The following is a 15771-nucleotide window of genomic DNA, read 5'->3' as shown; positions in this document are numbered from 1 at the left end:
GGTTGCAGGCGACCACCGCTGTAAAAGAGTCAGAGCTTGATCCAGGTCGCTTTCAGCTCGGTGTACTTGTCGAATGCGTGCAGCGATTTGTCGCGACCGTTGCCCGACTGTTTGAAGCCACCGAACGGCGCGGTCATGTCGCCGCCGTCGTACTGGTTGACCCAGACGCTGCCGGCGCGCAGGCCACGGGCGAAGGTGTGGGCCTTGCTCAGGTTGCTGGTCCAGACCCCGGCGGCGAGACCGAAGATGCTGTCGTTGGCGATCTGCAGTGCTTCTTCAACGGTGTCGAAGGTGATCAGCGACAGCACCGGGCCGAAGATTTCTTCCTTGGCAATGGTCATGGCGTTGGTCACGCCGTCGAAAATCGTTGGCTCGACATAGGTGCCGCCGGTTTCTTCGAGAGTGCGGCGGCCGCCGGCGATCAGCTCGGCGCCCTGCTCCCGGCCGATGCTGATATAGCGCAGCACGTTGTCCAGTTGCCGCTGATCGACCACGGCGCCGACGGTGGTCGATGGGTCGAGGGCGTGGCCCGGTTTCCATGCCTGCAACGCTTCCACCAGCAGCGGGATGAATTGCTCGCGGATCGAGCGCTCCACCAGCAGGCGCGAGCCGGCGGTGCAGACTTCGCCCTGGTTGAACGCAATGGCGCCGGCCGCCGCTTGTGCTGCCGCGCGCAAGTCCGGTGCGTCGGCAAACACCACGTTCGGGCTTTTGCCCCCTGCTTCGAGCCAGACGCGTTTCATGTTGCTTTGGCCGGCATAAATCATCAGTTGCTTGGCAATCGCCGTGGAGCCGGTGAAGGCCAGCACGTCGACGTCCATGTGCAGCGCCAGCGCCTTGCCGACGGTGTGGCCGAAGCCTGGCAGGACGTTGAACACGCCTTTCGGAATGCCCGCGTCCAATGCGAGTTGCGCGATGCGGATCGCGGTCAGCGGGGATTTTTCCGAAGGCTTGAGGATGAACGAGTTACCCGCCGCCAGCGCCGGGGCGAATTTCCAGCTGGCCATGATCAGCGGGAAGTTCCACGGCACGATGGCCGCGACTACGCCCGCTGGCTCGCGAGTGACCAGACCCAGTTGATCGTGCGGGGTGGCGGCGACTTCGTCGTAGATCTTGTCGATGGCCTCGGCGCTCCAGCGGATCGCGTTGGCGGTCGCCGGGATGTCGATGCTCATCGAGTCGCTGATCGGTTTGCCCATGTCGAGGGTTTCGAGCAGCGCCAGTTCTTCCTGGTGTTGCAGGATCAGGTCGGCGAAGCGGATCAGGATGCGCTTGCGCTCCGCCGGGGCCTTGTTCGCCCACACGCCGGAATTGAAGGATTGGCGCGCGACTTCGACGGCGAGGTTGGCGTCAGCTTCATCGGTGCTGGCGACGGAGGCCAGGAAACGGCCGTCGACGGGGCTCAGGCATTCGAAGGTATCGCCGCTGATGGCCGGGCGGTATTCGCCGTTGATGAAGGCGCGGGATTCGAGGGTCAGGGACTGGAAGCGTTGTTCCCAGTCGTTGCGGGTCATGGTCATGGGGGTGACTCACACAGAGAAAGAGGTGACCGCCGCTCCCTCGGGAGCAGCGGTGCTTGCGGGGTGAGCGCTCGAGCGTCAGACGGTATGCAGATACCAGTTGTACTCAAGGTCAGAGATCGAGTTTTCGAACTCGGCCAGCTCGCTTTCCTTGCACGCGACGAACACGTCGATGTACATCGGGTCGATGTAGCGGGCCATGACTTCGCTGTCGTCCAGCTCACGCAGGGCGTCGCGCAGGTTGTTCGGCAGGCTCTGTTCGTTCTGCTCGTAGCTGTTGCCTTCGACCGGGGCGCCCGGCTCGATCTGGTTGGTCAGGCCGTGGTGAATACCGGCCAGAACGGAAGCCATCAGCAGGTACGGGTTAGCGTCGGCACCGGCGACACGGTGTTCAATGCGCACGGCGTCCGCCGAGCCGGTCGGTACGCGGACGGCCACGGTGCGGTTGTCGATGCCCCAGCTCGGCGAGTTCGGCACGTAGAACTGCGCGCCAAAGCGGCGGTACGAGTTGACGTTCGGGCACAGGAAGGCCATTTGCGCAGGCAGGGTCTCCAGCACACCGCCGATCGCGTGGCGCAGCGCGGCGTTCTGCTCGGGATCCTCGCTGGCGAAGATGTTGTTGCCTTCTTTGTCCAGAATCGAAATGTGCACGTGCAGACCGTTGCCCGCCTGGCCCGGATACGGCTTGGCCATGAAGGTGGTGTCCATTTCGTGGTCGTAGGCGATGTTTTTCACCAGACGCTTGAGCAGGACGGCGTAGTCGCACGCCTTAACAGGATCGGAAACATGGTGCAGGTTGACTTCGAACTGCGCCGGGGCGCTTTCCTTGACGATGGCGTCGGCAGGAATGCCCTGCTCTTTCGCGCCTTCGAGGATGTCTTGCAGGCAGTCGACGTATTCGTCGAGATCGTCGATCAGATAAACCTGAGTCGATACCGGACGCTTGCCCGACACCGGTGAACGCGGCGATTGCGGACGGCCGTTCACGTTGTCCTGGTCGATCAGGTAGAACTCGAGTTCGAACGCGGCGCAGATGGTCAGGCCCAATTCGTCGAATTTGCGTACCACGTTGGCCAGCACTTCACGCGGGTCGGCGAAGAACGGCTCGCCTTCCAGTTCGTGCATGGTCATCAGCAGTTGGGCGGTCGGACGCTTCTGCCAAGGCTCGATGCTCAGGGTGCCCGGGATCGGGTAGCAGATACGGTCGGCGTCGCCGATGTCCAGGCCCAGACCGGTGCTTTCCACCGTGGAGCCATTGATGTCGAGGGCGAAAAGCGAGGCCGGCAGGTTGATGCCTTTTTCGTACACCTTATGAAGACTGGTGCGCTCGATGCGCTTGCCGCGCACCACACCGTTCATGTCTGCAATCAGAAGGTCGACGTACAAAACCTCAGGATGTTTCTTAAGGAATGCGTTTGCTTCGTTGAGTTGAACGGCACGCAGAGGGACCGACATGATGCACCTATTTAGCTGTTAATTATTATGTTCACTGCTGTTTCGCGGAGCCAGTCAACCCGAACGGCAAAGTGAAGTCAATAGCGAACACATGGCCGTTCAGCGTTTATTTTTCGGGCTTTTTTTAACAATCTCGTGCCAACGCAGGCGCCAGAGCCCCGGTCTTGATGAAGATTTGATGAACGGCGTTTAGAATTTTTTACATGGGAGTTGTTAATTAAAATCAACGAGGCTAAGCTCCGGAAAAGCTCGTTCAAGTGTCAAACTTCGAGGTGAATAAAAATGGCATTCAAGCCATTGATCGGCGTTACTGCGTGCGTCAAACAGATTGGCCTGCACCCCTATCACATCAGCGGCGACAAGTACGTTCGCGCTGTCAGCGTTGCGGCGCTGGGGTTGCCCGTCGTCATTCCTTCACTTGGCAAACTGACTGAAATCGAAGACCTGCTGGGTCAGCTCGACGGTCTGTTGCTGACCGGCTCGCCGTCCAATGTGGAACCCTTCCACTATCAGGGCCCGGCCAGCGCTCCCGGCACGGATCACGATCCGGCGCGGGATGCCACTACCCTTCCTCTATTACGTGCAGCCATCGCGGCGGGCGTTCCGCTACTCGGCATCTGCCGCGGTTTCCAGGAAATGAACGTGGCGTTCGGCGGCAGCCTGCACCAGAAGGTGCATGAGCTGCCGGGCATGCTCGATCACCGCGAAGCCGACAGCCCGGATGTCGCCGTGCAATACGCCCCGGCTCATGCCGTGTCGGTACTGCCCGGTGGCGTGTTCGAAGCGCTGGAGCTGCCGGGTGAATTCCAGGTCAACTCGATTCACAGTCAGGGCATCGACCGCATCGCTCCCGGCCTGCGCGCCGAAGCCGTGGCGCCGGATGGCCTGATCGAGGCGGTCTCGGTGGAGCACAGCCCGACCTTTGCCCTCGGCGTGCAATGGCACCCGGAATGGCAGGTGCTGGACAACCCGAACTACCTGCGAATTTTCCAGGCGTTCGGCGAGGCCTGCCGCCAGCGTGCGGCGCGACGCAACCAGCGCTGACGCCACCCAACGATTGCAAAACCATTTACTGCCCCCGCGGGGTCGGCGGCTGCGCGTTTGCGCATCCGTCATCCGTGAAAACAACAAACCGTAATAACAACAAGTACTACCCAGGCAGCCAGGACGGCGGCGCCGACCAAGACGGATCGGCAAGAGCAGTGCCATTCGGATCAATGCAAAACCCTGTGGGAGCTGGCTTGCCAGCGATGAGGCCGTCACTTTCGACATAGAGGTGACTGACCCGCCGCCATCGCGGGCAAGCCCGCTCCCACAGGGGATGTGGTCCGACTGGAAATGCTCTTGCAAGTCTGCAATCCACTCTTAAGCCAGGCCGCGTTGGCCCGGCGACTGAAACCTGTTGGGAGTTTCACATGGCAAACGCCTCCAGCACTTACAGGAAGGCTCTTGAAGGTCATCAGCAACCGAAAAAGGTTCTGGTGAAAGTCGATCGAGTCACCAAGAAGTTCGACGAAACCACTGCGGTGGACGATGTGTCCCTGGAGATCCATCAGGGCGAAATCTTCGCCCTGCTCGGCGGCTCCGGCTCGGGCAAATCGACCCTGCTGCGCATGCTCGCCGGTTTCGAGCGGCCGACTGAAGGACGCATTCTGCTCGACGGTGTCGACATCACCGACATGCCGCCCTACGAGCGGCCGATCAACATGATGTTCCAGTCCTACGCCCTGTTCCCGCACATGACTGTCGCGCAGAACATCGCCTTCGGCCTCAAGCAGGACCGTTTGCCGGCCAGCGAAATCGACGCCCGCGTCGAAGAAATGCTGCGCCTCGTCCACATGACCCAATACGCCAAGCGCCGCCCGCATCAACTGTCCGGCGGCCAGCGTCAGCGCGTGGCCCTCGCCCGCTCCCTGGCCAAGCGTCCGAAGCTGTTGCTGCTCGACGAACCGATGGGCGCACTGGATAAAAAGCTGCGCTCGCAAATGCAGCTTGAGCTGGTTGAGATCATCGAGCGCGTCGGCGTGACTTGCGTGATGGTGACCCACGACCAGGAAGAGGCCATGACCATGGCCGAGCGCATCGCGATCATGCACCTGGGCTGGATCGCCCAGATCGGCAGCCCGGTCGACATCTATGAAGCGCCGGTCAGCCGCATGGTCTGCGAATTCATCGGCAACGTGAACGCCTTCGACGGCACCGTGGTCGAGGACCTCGAAGGTCACGCGATCATTCACAGCCCGGACTTGCAGCAAAAGATCTACGTCGGTCATGGCGTCAGCACGTCGGTGCAGGACAAGTCGATCACCTACGCGATCCGCCCGGAAAAAATGCTCGTCAGCACGATCAAGCCGGAGACCCGCTACAACTGGTCCGAAGGCAAGGTGCATGACATCGCCTACCTCGGCGGCCACTCGGTGTTCTACGTCGAATTGCCGAGCGGCAAGATCGTCCAGTCGTTCATGGCCAACGCCGAACGCCGTGGCGCGCGTCCGACCTGGGACGACAAGGTCTACGTCTGGTGGGAAGACGACAGCGGCGTGGTACTGCGCTCATGAGAACCTTCAATCAGCAATTCCTGCGCCTGGTGCCCAGCGGGCGAAAGTTCGTCATCGGCATCCCGTTCATCTGGTTGTTCCTGTTCTTCATGCTGCCGTTCTTCCTGGTGATGAAGATCAGCTTCTCGGAAGCCGCGCTGTCGATCCCTCCGTACTCGGAGATCTACACCTACGCCGAACAGAAATTCCAGCTGTTCCTGAACATCGGCAACTACACCATGCTCGGCGAAGACGAGCTGTATCTGTCGGCGTACCTCGGTTCGCTGAAGGTCGCGGCGCTGAGCACGATGATGTGCCTGGTGATCGGTTTCCCGATGGCTTACGCGATCACCAAGGCCAGCAAGGAAGCGCAAAACGTCCTGCTGCTGTTGATCATGATGCCGACCTGGACCGCGATCCTGATCCGCGTGTATGCGTGGATGGGCATCCTCAGCAACAACGGCCTGCTCAACGCGTTCCTGATGTGGACCGGGCTTACCGATCACCCGATCGAGATCCTCAACACCAACACGGCGGTGTATATCGGCGTGGTCTATGCGTACCTGCCATTCATGGTGCTGCCGCTCTACGCCAACCTGGTGAAACACGACGGCAGCCTGCTGGAAGCCGCGCAGGATCTGGGTTCGAGCAACTTCAACAACTTCTGGAAAATCACCGTGCCGCTGGCCAAGAACGGCATCATCGCCGGCTGCATGCTGGTGTTTATTCCGGTGGTGGGCGAGTTCGTGATTCCGGAACTGCTGGGTGGCCCGGAGACCCTGATGATCGGTCGCGTGCTGTGGCAAGAGTTCTTCAATAACCGCGACTGGCCGGTGGCATCTGCTCTGGCGGTGGTGATGCTGTTGATCCTGATTGTGCCGATCCTGCTGTTCAACCGCAGCCAGGCCAAAGAGATGGAGGGACGGGGATGAAACGCTTCGGATTTTCAAAGTTCATGCTGATCTTCGGCCTGATGTTCATCTATCTGCCGATGCTGATTCTGGTGATCTACTCGTTCAACGCCTCCAAACTGGTGACGGTCTGGGGCGGCTGGTCGGTGAAGTGGTACGTCGGTTTGCTCGACAACACTCAGTTGATGGGCTCGGTGGTGCGTTCGCTGGAAATCGCCTGCTACACCGCTGTCGCAGCGGTGGCGCTGGGCACCCTCGCCGCGTTCGTGCTGACCCGCGTGACGCGCTTCAAGGGCCGTACGCTGTTCGGTGGTCTCGTCACCGCACCGCTGGTTATGCCTGAGGTGATCACCGGTCTGTCGCTGTTGCTGCTGTTCGTGGCGATGGCGCAATTGATCGGCTGGCCCCAGGAGCGTGGCATCGTCACCATCTGGATCGCCCACACCACGTTTTGTGCCGCTTATGTGGCGGTGGTAGTCTCCGCCCGCTTGCGCGAGCTGGACCTGTCGATCGAAGAAGCGGCGATGGATCTGGGCGCGAAACCGTTCAAGGTGTTTTTCCTGATCACCATCCCGATGATCGCGCCGTCGCTGGCAGCGGGCGGCATGATGTCGTTCGCCCTGTCGCTGGATGACCTGGTATTGGCGAGCTTCGTCTCCGGCCCGGGTTCGACGACCCTGCCGATGGAAGTGTTCTCGGCGGTGCGTCTGGGCGTGAAACCCGAGATCAACGCCGTGGCCAGCCTGATTCTGCTGGCGGTGTCGCTGGTGACCTTCCTGGTCTGGTACTTCGGTCGCAAGGCAGAAGCCAACCGCAAGCGTGCGATTCAGGAAGCGATGGATCAGACCGCCAACGAATCGTGGCAGCAACCGCAACCTCAACGAGTGGCAGCGACAGCCTGAGTACCGGGTGGCGAGGGAGGCTCTCCCCCGCCACCGATTCACTGAAATTCCGCTTTGTGTTTTTGAATAAAGCTTTTGAATAAAAAGAATGGAGTTGTACCGATGAAAATGTTTGGCAGGACTCTGCTGACACTGTCCTTATTGGGCGCAATCGCCACGGGTGCCCAGGCCAACGACAAGGTGCTGCGCGTTTACAACTGGTCGGACTACATCGCCCCGGACACCGTCAAGAAGTTCGAGGACGAGACCGGCATCCGCGTGACCTACGATGTGTTCGACAGCAATGAAACCCTCGAAGCGCGTCTGCTCGCGGGCAAATCCGGCTACGACATCGTGGTGCCGTCCAACAGTTTCCTGGCCAAGCAGATCAAGGCCGGGGTTTATCAGACCCTGGACAAATCGAAGCTGCCGAACTGGAAGAATCTCAACCCGGTGCTGCTGAAAAACGCCTCCGCCAGTGATCCGGGCAACGCCCATGCGTTCCCGTACATGTGGGGCTCGATCGGCATCGGTTTCAACCCGGCCAAGGTCAAGGAAGTGCTCGGCAAGAACGCGCCGACCAATTCCTGGGACCTGTTGTTCAAACCGGAGAACGCCGAAAAGCTCAAGGCTTGCGGCATCAGTTTCCTCGACTCGCCGACCGAAATGATCCCGGCTGCCCTGCACTACCTGGGCTATCCGGTGAACGACAAGGACACCGCGCACATCAAGGAAGCCGAGGCACTGTTCATGAAGATTCGCCCGAACGTGGCGTACTTCCACTCGTCGAAATACATCTCGGACCTGGCCAACGGCAACATCTGCGTGGCGGTCGGTTACTCCGGTGACGTGCTGCAGGCCAAGGCCCGCGCGGTGGAATCGGGCAACAACGTGGTGATCGACTACAGCATTCCCAAGGAAGGTGCCGGCAGCTTCTACGACATGGTCGCCATCCCGCGCGATGCGGCGAACGTCGAGAACGCGTACCTGTTCATGGACTTCCTGATGCGTCCGGACATCATCGCCGAAATCACCAACAGCAACGGCTACAGCAACGCCAACGCCGCCGCCACGCCACTGGTGGACGAAGCGATCCGCAACGACCCGGGCTCGTACCCGTCGCAGGAAGTGATGGCCACGCTGTACGCGGTGCCGGATCAACCGATTGCCACGCAACGGATCATGACCCGGGGCTGGACCCGCGTGAAACTTGGCAAGTAAACACACATCAATTTCCGTTCACGCAGCGCCTTACCACCGCTGCACCCTCGCTCTGAACGGCCTCACCTGGCCTCCCTCGGTTCAGGTGAATTCAGGCGCCCTCGGGCGCCTTTTTTTGTGGGCTCAGGTCAGCGGCCAATCGGCCAACGATCGGTAGCGGCCCTTGTGGGATTCGAACAGCGCAAAGCGTTCAGCCCGCAGGAAGAACTCCGGTGGCGTGGCGGATTCCGGCTCCGGAGCGCGATAGTCCCGGGCCAGCGTCAGGTGCGGACGATACTCACGCGTCGCCTCCTCAAACCCGAACGGCAACATTGCCTGCTCCAGCGCGTAGACCAATCGCAGCAATCCCTGTGGTGCCTGCTCCGGCGCCAGCGACAACACCCCGGCGCGATGCCAGACCTGCAACCGGTCCAGCGAAATCCTCAGCGCCTCGCCCGGCGTGCGCACTTTCGCTGCCGCCTCACAGACTTCACCAATCTGCGCCAACGGCACCGCGCCGAGAAACAGTAGCGTCAGGTGAAAGTTGTCCGCCGGCACCGGTTTGCCGGTGCGCAGCCCCAGTTCGCTGCGCCACTGGGCAATCGCCTTGCGCTGCGTCGGCGGGCAGTCCAAGGCAAAGAACAGCCGCTTGAACGGTTGATCCCCGCGTGTTTCGTCCGTCATGGCCACGCTCCTTCGTTCGTCGAGATCCCTGGATTCTACACGCCCGTTTCTGGCGACTCTCGGCCTGGGGTTTATAGTTCAACGATTGCCATCAACCGGAGGACGTCATGCGCGAGATCCTCAGCAAAGAACCCTGGTGGGCCCGACCGCCGAATCCCGGGCAGGATGAAAGCGAACTGGAGTGGGGCTGGCTGGTGCATTACAACGAGGGAGAACCGCGTTTCGAATTCGTGCGCGAGCGGCCGACGGACGAGCAGATTCGCAACCGCAAAGGCTGCCGGATCACCCCGTCGGCGGAGTGATCCGGCTGTTCTGCCTCAAGACTCGAGAATGTTCTTGAAGCCGCCGAAAATCATTCGCATCCCATCGAATGGCATCGGATTGACGTCCGGCTGCATGCGCGGATCTTCCATCATTTTGCCCATGCCGGCGTCGCGGGTAGCCTTGTCCGGCCAGACCAGCCAACCTGCCGACACGGTTTCGCCCTCCTTGAGTTTCACCGCCATCGGAAATGAGGTGGCCTTGCCGTCCGGCACGTCATCGCCCCAGCCTTGAACCACCTCCAGGGCGCCGTATTCCTTGAACAACTTCTCGGCGATTTCGCAGTGTTTTTTGTACTGTTCGCGATTGGCGTTCGGAACGGGTGCGACAAAAACATCGATGTAAGCCATGGTCGTGCTCCTGCGGGTTTAGGGATTGATCTGCTGACTAGTCGACTCAGGCGGATGCCATTCGACAGGTGTGGTGCCCAATCCGACCGACGGTTGCTCTGCTCCCCCGAGATTACCCTCGACCTGCGCCGCCATGTGTAGCGTACCGGCCATCACGCCGGTCGTCGGGTTCTGCACCAGTTTCAGCCAGGCCTTGTCGAACGTGTTGCCCAGGCTGCTGCGGATCAGCGCTTCGCTGTCCGGACGATCATTGGCCTGAAGGATGGCGCGGATGCCCGCCACGCCGACCGAGATCACCCCGCCGACAAGTTTGCCGGCCGCCGCCGCCACCGCACTGGCCGCGCCCCGGGGCGCCATCTCCGCCTCCATGCGCTGGCTGGCACGCTTGGCCACCGGGGCCATGCCGGCATCGGTCGAGGCGATGCCCTTGGCCCCGCCTTCGGTGTGAATCTTGTCGATCAGCGCGGCATAGGCCGGCAAGGTGTTCAACGGCTCGGTGCTGACGACCTGATACAGCGAGGCATCCCGGGCCGGCGGTGGCCCGAGGGCGATGGCGGGAATTTTCTGCAAATGCCCGTTGAGCTGGGCGACGGGCACGCCATAGCGCTGGGCGATGACCGGCATCTGCTGTGCCATCAGCTGCGCGTAAAACGCGGTGGACTGGGCGAGGATCGCGTCCGGATCGATCTCCTGAGCCACCGGGGCCAGCACCCGCTCCTGATATTGCTCCAGCAAATAGGCGGCCAGACGCTTGGATGAGGCGTCCTGCTCGCCACCGGCGCTGAGGGTGTACCAGCTGACCTTCATCGACAGCCATTCCTGGGTCCAGTAGCTGCTGAACCACGGGATGAATTTTTCTTCAGTTTGCTCGTAGACGCGAATGCGCCAATGTTCCATCGAACCGCGGGCAAAAGCCTTGACCTGTTCGGTGGACTGCCGGGAAGCCACAACGATATCCCGGTCGATCTGTTGCCAGGTGCCCGGCGAAACCACCACCGCCGGCGCGCTCGCCGGGCCCCGCGCCGAACTCGCGCAACCGGCCAGCAACATCAGTGCGGCGACGAGCAGCGCACGCAGGTTCACGGTGGCGGTGTCCTTTGGTGGGTCAGATCTGGAGGTAACGACTTGAGTATAGGTGCGGGTTTCAGCCGTTTGTCCGGTTGTATCAATCCTCGATTCCGGGCGCGGGATTTCAGCTTTTGTTCCAACCATCACTGACGTCGATGATCACCATTACGACGATTGCCTTCCGCATCAGACGCGTCCGGCGCAGGATTCACCCATCCGAGACACACACCACGAGGAGTTCACATCATGAGTCATACCGTCACCCTCGCCGTGAGCTTCCCGGTCTTCGGCAACAACTATTACGACCAGCATCCGGTGTCGCTGAAGACACAGGCGCTGGTGTTCAACGAAGATTTCGAAGATCTGCTGATGCCCGCCGCGAGTAATCACTTCAGCAATGAAGTGGTGGGCCTCAACGATCAGTTCCGCTTTCTGAGCGACATACTCGCCACCCATTTGCTGGACATCGAGGCCTCCGTGCCTGCGCGATCCAGCGTCCGGGCGAACGCTCATTTTTAATGCCAAGGGGCGTTCCCGTGAGGGAACGCCCCTTTTTGCCCATTACTGGTCGTCGTTATCGCCGCGATGGTAGCGACGCCCGTCGCGACGGTCATAGTCGCGATCATCCCAGCGCCGGTCATGATCGTAATAACGGCCATGATCACGGTCGTAATGCCGGCCATGGCGGTAGTCATCATCAAAGTCCGCCACACAACCGCCCAGCAGTACGGCGGCAGAAACTGTCAGCAACAGGCTTGTTGCACGCATCATTCAGAATTTCCCTAAAACCAAGGTCTTGACGACGGAAGTGGTCAGCGCGGTGCGCGCAGCCGCGGTTTCGACCGGGGAAAACACCGATGATTCACTGACGACCCGTGACCGTTGATCGCCTCGTTTGCCTCTGCGTGGCGGGCCTGATACCCGAACAAAAATCCGACAAAACCTTTTCCTCTCCCTGGCGGTCACTCCTAGAACAGACCAAGACTGGCAACCACGCCGGCATGCGTGCGGGTCATTCGCGACCCGCCGACCTGATCAGAGGAAGCCCAGCCATGAACGATCATCCGCCATCGGGGATGTCCCGACGCCGGTTCCTGATTCTCGGCGCCGTGACAGCGACAGCCTTTGCGCTACCGCCTTTCATCAGCCTCAAGGCCTACGCGGCCAGTCTGGAGCAACCGGCCATGAGCAAAGTGACGCTTGAAGTCAACGGCACGCCGCAGGCCCTTGATATCGATACCCGCACCACGCTGCTGGATGCTCTTCGCGAGCACCTGCACCTGACCGGCAGCAAAAAAGGCTGCGACCACGGCCAGTGCGGCGCCTGCACGGTGATCGTCGATGGCCGGCGGATCAATTCGTGCCTGACCCTGGCGGTGATGCAGGACGGCGCCAAGGTCACCACCATCGAAGGCCTCGGCATGCCGGACCACCTGCATCCGATGCAAGCGGCGTTCATCAAGCATGACGGTTATCAGTGCGGCTATTGCACGCCGGGGCAGATCTGCTCGGCGGTGGCCGTGCTCAAGGAAATCCGCGACGGCATTCCCAGTCACGCCAGCCCCAACCTGACCGAGCCGCCGCAACTGATCGCCAGCGAATTGCAGGAACGCATGAGCGGCAACATTTGCCGTTGCGGCGCCTACTCCAACATCATCGAAGCCATCAGCGAAGTCGCGGAGGTCTCGGCATGAGAGCGTTCAATTACAGTCGCGCCGACTCCCCCGCCGCAGCCGCTGCCCAAGCGGCGCAGGTGGCAGGCGCGCGGTTCATCGCCGGCGGCACCAACCTGCTGGATTTGATGAAGCTCGACATCGAAACGCCGCCGCACCTGATCGACGTCAATCACTTGGGGCTCGACCAGATCGAAGCCATCCCCGAGGGCGGTTTGCGCATCGGTGCGCTGGTGCGCAACACCGATCTGGCCGCCGACCCGCGTGTGCGCAAAGACTACGCCCTGCTTTCGCGGGCCTTGCTGGCCGGGGCCTCGGGGCAATTGCGCAACATGGCAACCACCGCCGGCAACCTGCTGCAACGCACTCGTTGCCCGTACTTCTACGACACCAACCAGGCCTGCAACAAACGCAATCCCGGCAGTGGTTGCGCGGCGATTGGCGGGGTCACCCGGCAACTGGGGATCATCGGTGTCAGCGACGCGTGCATCGCCACGCACCCCAGCGACATGGCGATTGCCCTGCGGGCGCTGGATGCGCAGATCGAAACCCTCAAACCCGATGGCAGCACCCGACGCATCGCCATGGCTGATTTCCACGCTTTGCCCGGCAGCACACCGCACATCGAAACCGCGCTCACACCCGGGGAATTAATTACCGGCGTCACCCTGCCCGCTCCGGTGGGCGGCACCCACGTCTATCACAAAGTGCGGGACCGTTCATCCTATGCCTTCGCGCTGGTGTCTGTCGGGTTGATCCTGCAAAAGGACGGCAGCGGCCGCATTGCCGTCGGCGGCATCGCGCCGAAACCCTGGCGGGTCGAGGCGGCAGAAGCGCTGCTGCCTCAAGGCGCGAAAGCCGTCAGCGCACGTCTGCTCGACGGCGCCACGCCCACCCATGACAACCAGTTCAAGGTAACGCTGGTGGAGCGCACGCTCGCCTCGGTGCTGGCCCAAGCGAGGGACGAAGCATGAAATTCGACACGCCCGCCGCGACCAATCCGATTGACCAGTTGAAGGTCATCGGCAAACCCACCGACCGCATCGAAGGTCCGCTGAAGACCAGCGGTACGGCCCCTTACGCCTACGAACAACATGAAGCAGTGAAAAATCAGGCTTACGGCGTCATGGTCGGTGCGGCCATCGCCAAGGGTCGCATCACGCGCATGGATCTGGATGAGGCCCACGCCGCCCCCGGCGTGCTGGCCATCGTCACCGCCGCCAATGCCGGCAAACTCGGCAAGGGCAAATACAACGCCGCGCGCCTGCTGGCCGGGCCCGAGGTGCAGCACTATCACCAGGCAGTGGCGCTGGTTGTCGCCGAAACCTTCGAACAGGCACGGGCCGCCGCGCAGCTTGTGCATGTCGAGTACGCGACAGACAAAGGCCAGTTCGATCTGGCCGCGGTACGCGATCAGGGCAAGGAGCCGAAGGAAGAACTGCCGGACGTCAAACACGGCGACTTCGCCACGGCCTTCGCCGCCGCCCCGGTGCAGTTCGACCAGACCTACAGCACCCCGGACCAGTCCCACGCAATGATGGAACCCCACGCGACACTCGCCGCGTGGCAAGGCGATCAGCTGACCCTGTGGACCTCGAACCAGATGATCGCCTGGAGCGTCGGCGACGTCGCCACCACCCTAGGCCTGCCCAAAGAAAAAGTGCGATTGATTTCGCCCTACATCGGCGGCGGTTTCGGCGGCAAGCTGTTCATCCGCGCAGACTCGATCCTCGCCGCCCTCGGCGCACGCCTGGCCAACCGCCCGGTGAAAGTCGCTCTCGCCCGCCCGCAGATCGCCAACAACACCACCCACCGCCCGGCCACCCTCCAGCGCATCCGCATGGGCGCCACGGCGGACGGCAAACTCACCGCCATCGCCCACGAAGGCTGGTCGGGCAACCTGGCCGAGGGCAAGGTCGAAGTCGCCGCGCAGCCGAGTCAGTTGCTCTATGCCGGGGAAAATCGTCTGGTAAGCATGCGCCTCGCACCGCTGGATCTTCCGGAAGGCAACGCCATGCGCGCGCCCGGCGAAACACCGGGTTTGATGGTACTGGAAATCGCCATGGACGAGATGGCGGAAAAGCTCAAGCTTGACCCGATCCAGTTCCGTATCCTCAACGACACCCAGGTCGATCCAGTAAAAACCGAGCGGCCGTTCTCGCAACGACGCCTGATCGAATGCCTGCAAACCGGCGCCAAACACTTCGGCTGGGACAAGCGCAATGCAACGCCCGGCACCCGTCGCGAAGGTCGCTGGCTGATCGGCATGGGCGTGGCGGCGGCGATTCGCAACAACCTGCTGGTGAAATCCGGCGCAAGAGTTCGGCTGGAGCGCGACGGCAAGATCACCGTGGAAACCGACATGACCGATATCGGCACCGGCAGCTACACGATCATCGCCCAGACTGCCGCCGAAATGATGGGCGTGGGCCTGGATGATGTGGTGGTGCATCTGGGGGATTCGAGTTTTCCGGTGTCGTCCGGCTCCGGTGGCCAGTTCGGCGCCAATTGCTCGACCGCGGGGGTCTACGCCGCGTGCATGAAACTGCGCGAAGCGGTGACGACAAAACTGGGCATGACCGACGGTGACGCAGTGTTCGCCGATGGCCAGGTGCAGCTCGGCAACAAACACATCCCGTTGCGCAACGCTGCGCAAAACGGTGTGATCGAAGCCGAGGACAGCATCGAATTCGCCGACCTCGCCAAGCAGTATCAGCAATCGACCTTCGGCGCGCATTTCGTCGAAGTCGCGGTCGATGCCGCCACCGGCGAAGTACGGGTGCGACGCATGCTCGCGGTCTGCGCTGCGGGGCGGATACTCAACCCGAAATCCGCCCGCAGCCAGGTGATCGGCGCGATGACCATGGGCGTAGGGGCAGCGCTGATGGAAGAGCTGTCGGTGGACAAACGCCTGGGCTTTTTCGTCAACCATGATCTGGCCGGCTACGAGGTGCCGGTACACGCCGACATCCCGCACCAGGAGGTGATCTTCCTCGATGAAACCGACCCGATCTCTTCGCCGATGAAGGCCAAGGGCGTGGGCGAACTGGGGATCTGCGGGGTCAGCGCGGCGGTGGCGAATGCGATCTACAACGCCACTGGTGCGCGGGTGCGGGAGTATCCGATTACCCTGGACAAGATTCTCGACTCGCTGCCGCCGATGATCTGAAT

The 15771-nt window shown here is 61.7% G+C and carries 16 protein-coding genes; 10 read left to right on the top strand and 6 right to left on the bottom strand.

Features of this window, described 5'->3' with window-relative positions; translation table 11 throughout:
* Window positions 1-29: 29 nt before the first annotated feature.
* Both IF189_RS10960 and IF189_RS10955 read right to left on the bottom strand, forming a co-directional pair.
* Window positions 30-1520 carry an aldehyde dehydrogenase gene (locus tag IF189_RS10960; protein ID WP_192553274.1) on the bottom strand — a complete coding sequence of 497 codons (1491 nt, stop codon included), beginning with the start codon at window positions 1518-1520 and terminating at the stop codon, window positions 30-32.
* 78 nt (window positions 1521-1598) lie between these two features.
* Complete coding sequence (locus IF189_RS10955; RefSeq protein WP_085708652.1) at window positions 1599-2975, bottom strand: glutamine synthetase family protein; 1377 nt, start codon at window positions 2973-2975, stop codon at window positions 1599-1601.
* A gap of 282 nt (window positions 2976-3257) precedes the next feature.
* Here IF189_RS10955 and IF189_RS10950 point away from each other — a divergent pair, with 282 nt between their 5' ends.
* The 5 genes from IF189_RS10950 to IF189_RS10930 all read left to right on the top strand — a co-directional run bounded on the left by IF189_RS10950 (window position 3258) and on the right by IF189_RS10930 (window position 8525).
* Window positions 3258-4019 (top strand): gamma-glutamyl-gamma-aminobutyrate hydrolase family protein, encoded by a 762-nt coding sequence (locus IF189_RS10950; protein WP_192553273.1) that lies wholly within the window; start codon window positions 3258-3260, stop codon window positions 4017-4019.
* Window positions 4020-4390: 371 nt separating this feature from the next.
* Entirely contained in the window at window positions 4391-5533 is a 1143-nt protein-coding gene (potA, locus tag IF189_RS10945; RefSeq protein WP_007957110.1) for a polyamine ABC transporter ATP-binding protein, read from the top strand.
* Window positions 5534-5562: 29 nt separating this feature from the next.
* Complete coding sequence (locus IF189_RS10940) at window positions 5563-6444, top strand: ABC transporter permease subunit (RefSeq protein ID WP_371321054.1); 882 nt, start codon at window positions 5563-5565, stop codon at window positions 6442-6444.
* On the top strand, window positions 6441-7325 hold the full coding sequence (locus tag IF189_RS10935) for an ABC transporter permease subunit (RefSeq protein WP_085708655.1): 885 nt from the start codon (window positions 6441-6443) through the stop codon (window positions 7323-7325). The genes IF189_RS10940 and IF189_RS10935 overlap by 4 nt, the downstream gene beginning before the upstream one ends.
* Window positions 7326-7427: 102 nt before the next feature.
* Window positions 7428-8525: a polyamine ABC transporter substrate-binding protein gene (locus IF189_RS10930; RefSeq protein WP_085708656.1), complete on the top strand. Its 1098-nt coding sequence runs from the start codon at window positions 7428-7430 to the stop codon at window positions 8523-8525.
* A 123-nt stretch (window positions 8526-8648) separates the two neighbouring features.
* On the opposite strand, the gene thpR is transcribed toward IF189_RS10930, so the two are convergent.
* Complete coding sequence (gene thpR / locus IF189_RS10925; RefSeq protein WP_134827306.1) at window positions 8649-9188, bottom strand: RNA 2',3'-cyclic phosphodiesterase; 540 nt, start codon at window positions 9186-9188, stop codon at window positions 8649-8651.
* Between the two features lie 107 nt (window positions 9189-9295).
* Here thpR and IF189_RS10920 point away from each other — a divergent pair, with 107 nt between their 5' ends.
* Complete coding sequence (locus IF189_RS10920) at window positions 9296-9490, top strand: hypothetical protein (protein ID WP_192553272.1); 195 nt, start codon at window positions 9296-9298, stop codon at window positions 9488-9490.
* A 15-nt stretch (window positions 9491-9505) separates the two neighbouring features.
* Here IF189_RS10920 and IF189_RS10915 read toward each other — a convergent pair whose 3' ends face one another.
* On the bottom strand, window positions 9506-9859 hold the full coding sequence (locus tag IF189_RS10915; RefSeq protein WP_192553271.1) for a DUF1428 domain-containing protein: 354 nt from the start codon (window positions 9857-9859) through the stop codon (window positions 9506-9508).
* Between the two features lie 18 nt (window positions 9860-9877).
* Window positions 9878-10942 (bottom strand): hypothetical protein, encoded by a 1065-nt coding sequence (locus tag IF189_RS10910; protein ID WP_192553270.1) that lies wholly within the window; start codon window positions 10940-10942, stop codon window positions 9878-9880.
* A 231-nt stretch (window positions 10943-11173) separates the two neighbouring features.
* Between IF189_RS10910 and IF189_RS10905 the strand changes: the two genes are divergently transcribed.
* A complete protein-coding gene (locus IF189_RS10905; protein WP_065260350.1) occupies window positions 11174-11446 on the top strand; it encodes a hypothetical protein in 273 nt (90 codons plus the stop codon).
* Between the two features lie 42 nt (window positions 11447-11488).
* Here the strand turns inward: IF189_RS10905 and IF189_RS10900 are convergent, their stop codons facing one another.
* Complete coding sequence (locus tag IF189_RS10900; protein WP_085708661.1) at window positions 11489-11698, bottom strand: hypothetical protein; 210 nt, start codon at window positions 11696-11698, stop codon at window positions 11489-11491.
* Window positions 11699-11979: 281 nt separating this feature from the next.
* Here IF189_RS10900 and paoA point away from each other — a divergent pair, with 281 nt between their 5' ends.
* Genes paoA through paoC form a run of 3 tightly spaced genes read left to right on the top strand, consistent with a single transcriptional unit; the run spans window position 11980 to window position 15769 of the window.
* Entirely contained in the window at window positions 11980-12621 is a 642-nt protein-coding gene (paoA, locus tag IF189_RS10895) for an aldehyde dehydrogenase iron-sulfur subunit PaoA (RefSeq protein ID WP_192553269.1), read from the top strand.
* Window positions 12618-13574, top strand: a complete 957-nt coding sequence (locus IF189_RS10890) for an FAD binding domain-containing protein (protein WP_192553268.1) — start codon at window positions 12618-12620, stop codon at window positions 13572-13574. The genes paoA and IF189_RS10890 overlap by 4 nt, the downstream gene beginning before the upstream one ends.
* A complete protein-coding gene (gene paoC / locus IF189_RS10885) occupies window positions 13571-15769 on the top strand; it encodes an aldehyde oxidoreductase molybdenum-binding subunit PaoC (RefSeq protein ID WP_134827310.1) in 2199 nt (732 codons plus the stop codon). The genes IF189_RS10890 and paoC overlap by 4 nt, the downstream gene beginning before the upstream one ends.
* The last annotated feature ends 2 nt before the right edge of the window (window positions 15770-15771 follow it).

This window comes from Pseudomonas sp. IzPS59 (assembly GCF_014863505.1).
GTDB classification, from domain to species: Bacteria; Pseudomonadota; Gammaproteobacteria; order Pseudomonadales; family Pseudomonadaceae; genus Aquipseudomonas; species Aquipseudomonas kribbensis.
Note: the sequence above shows the minus strand (reverse complement) of the source record. Positions and strands in the feature narration are given on the sequence as shown.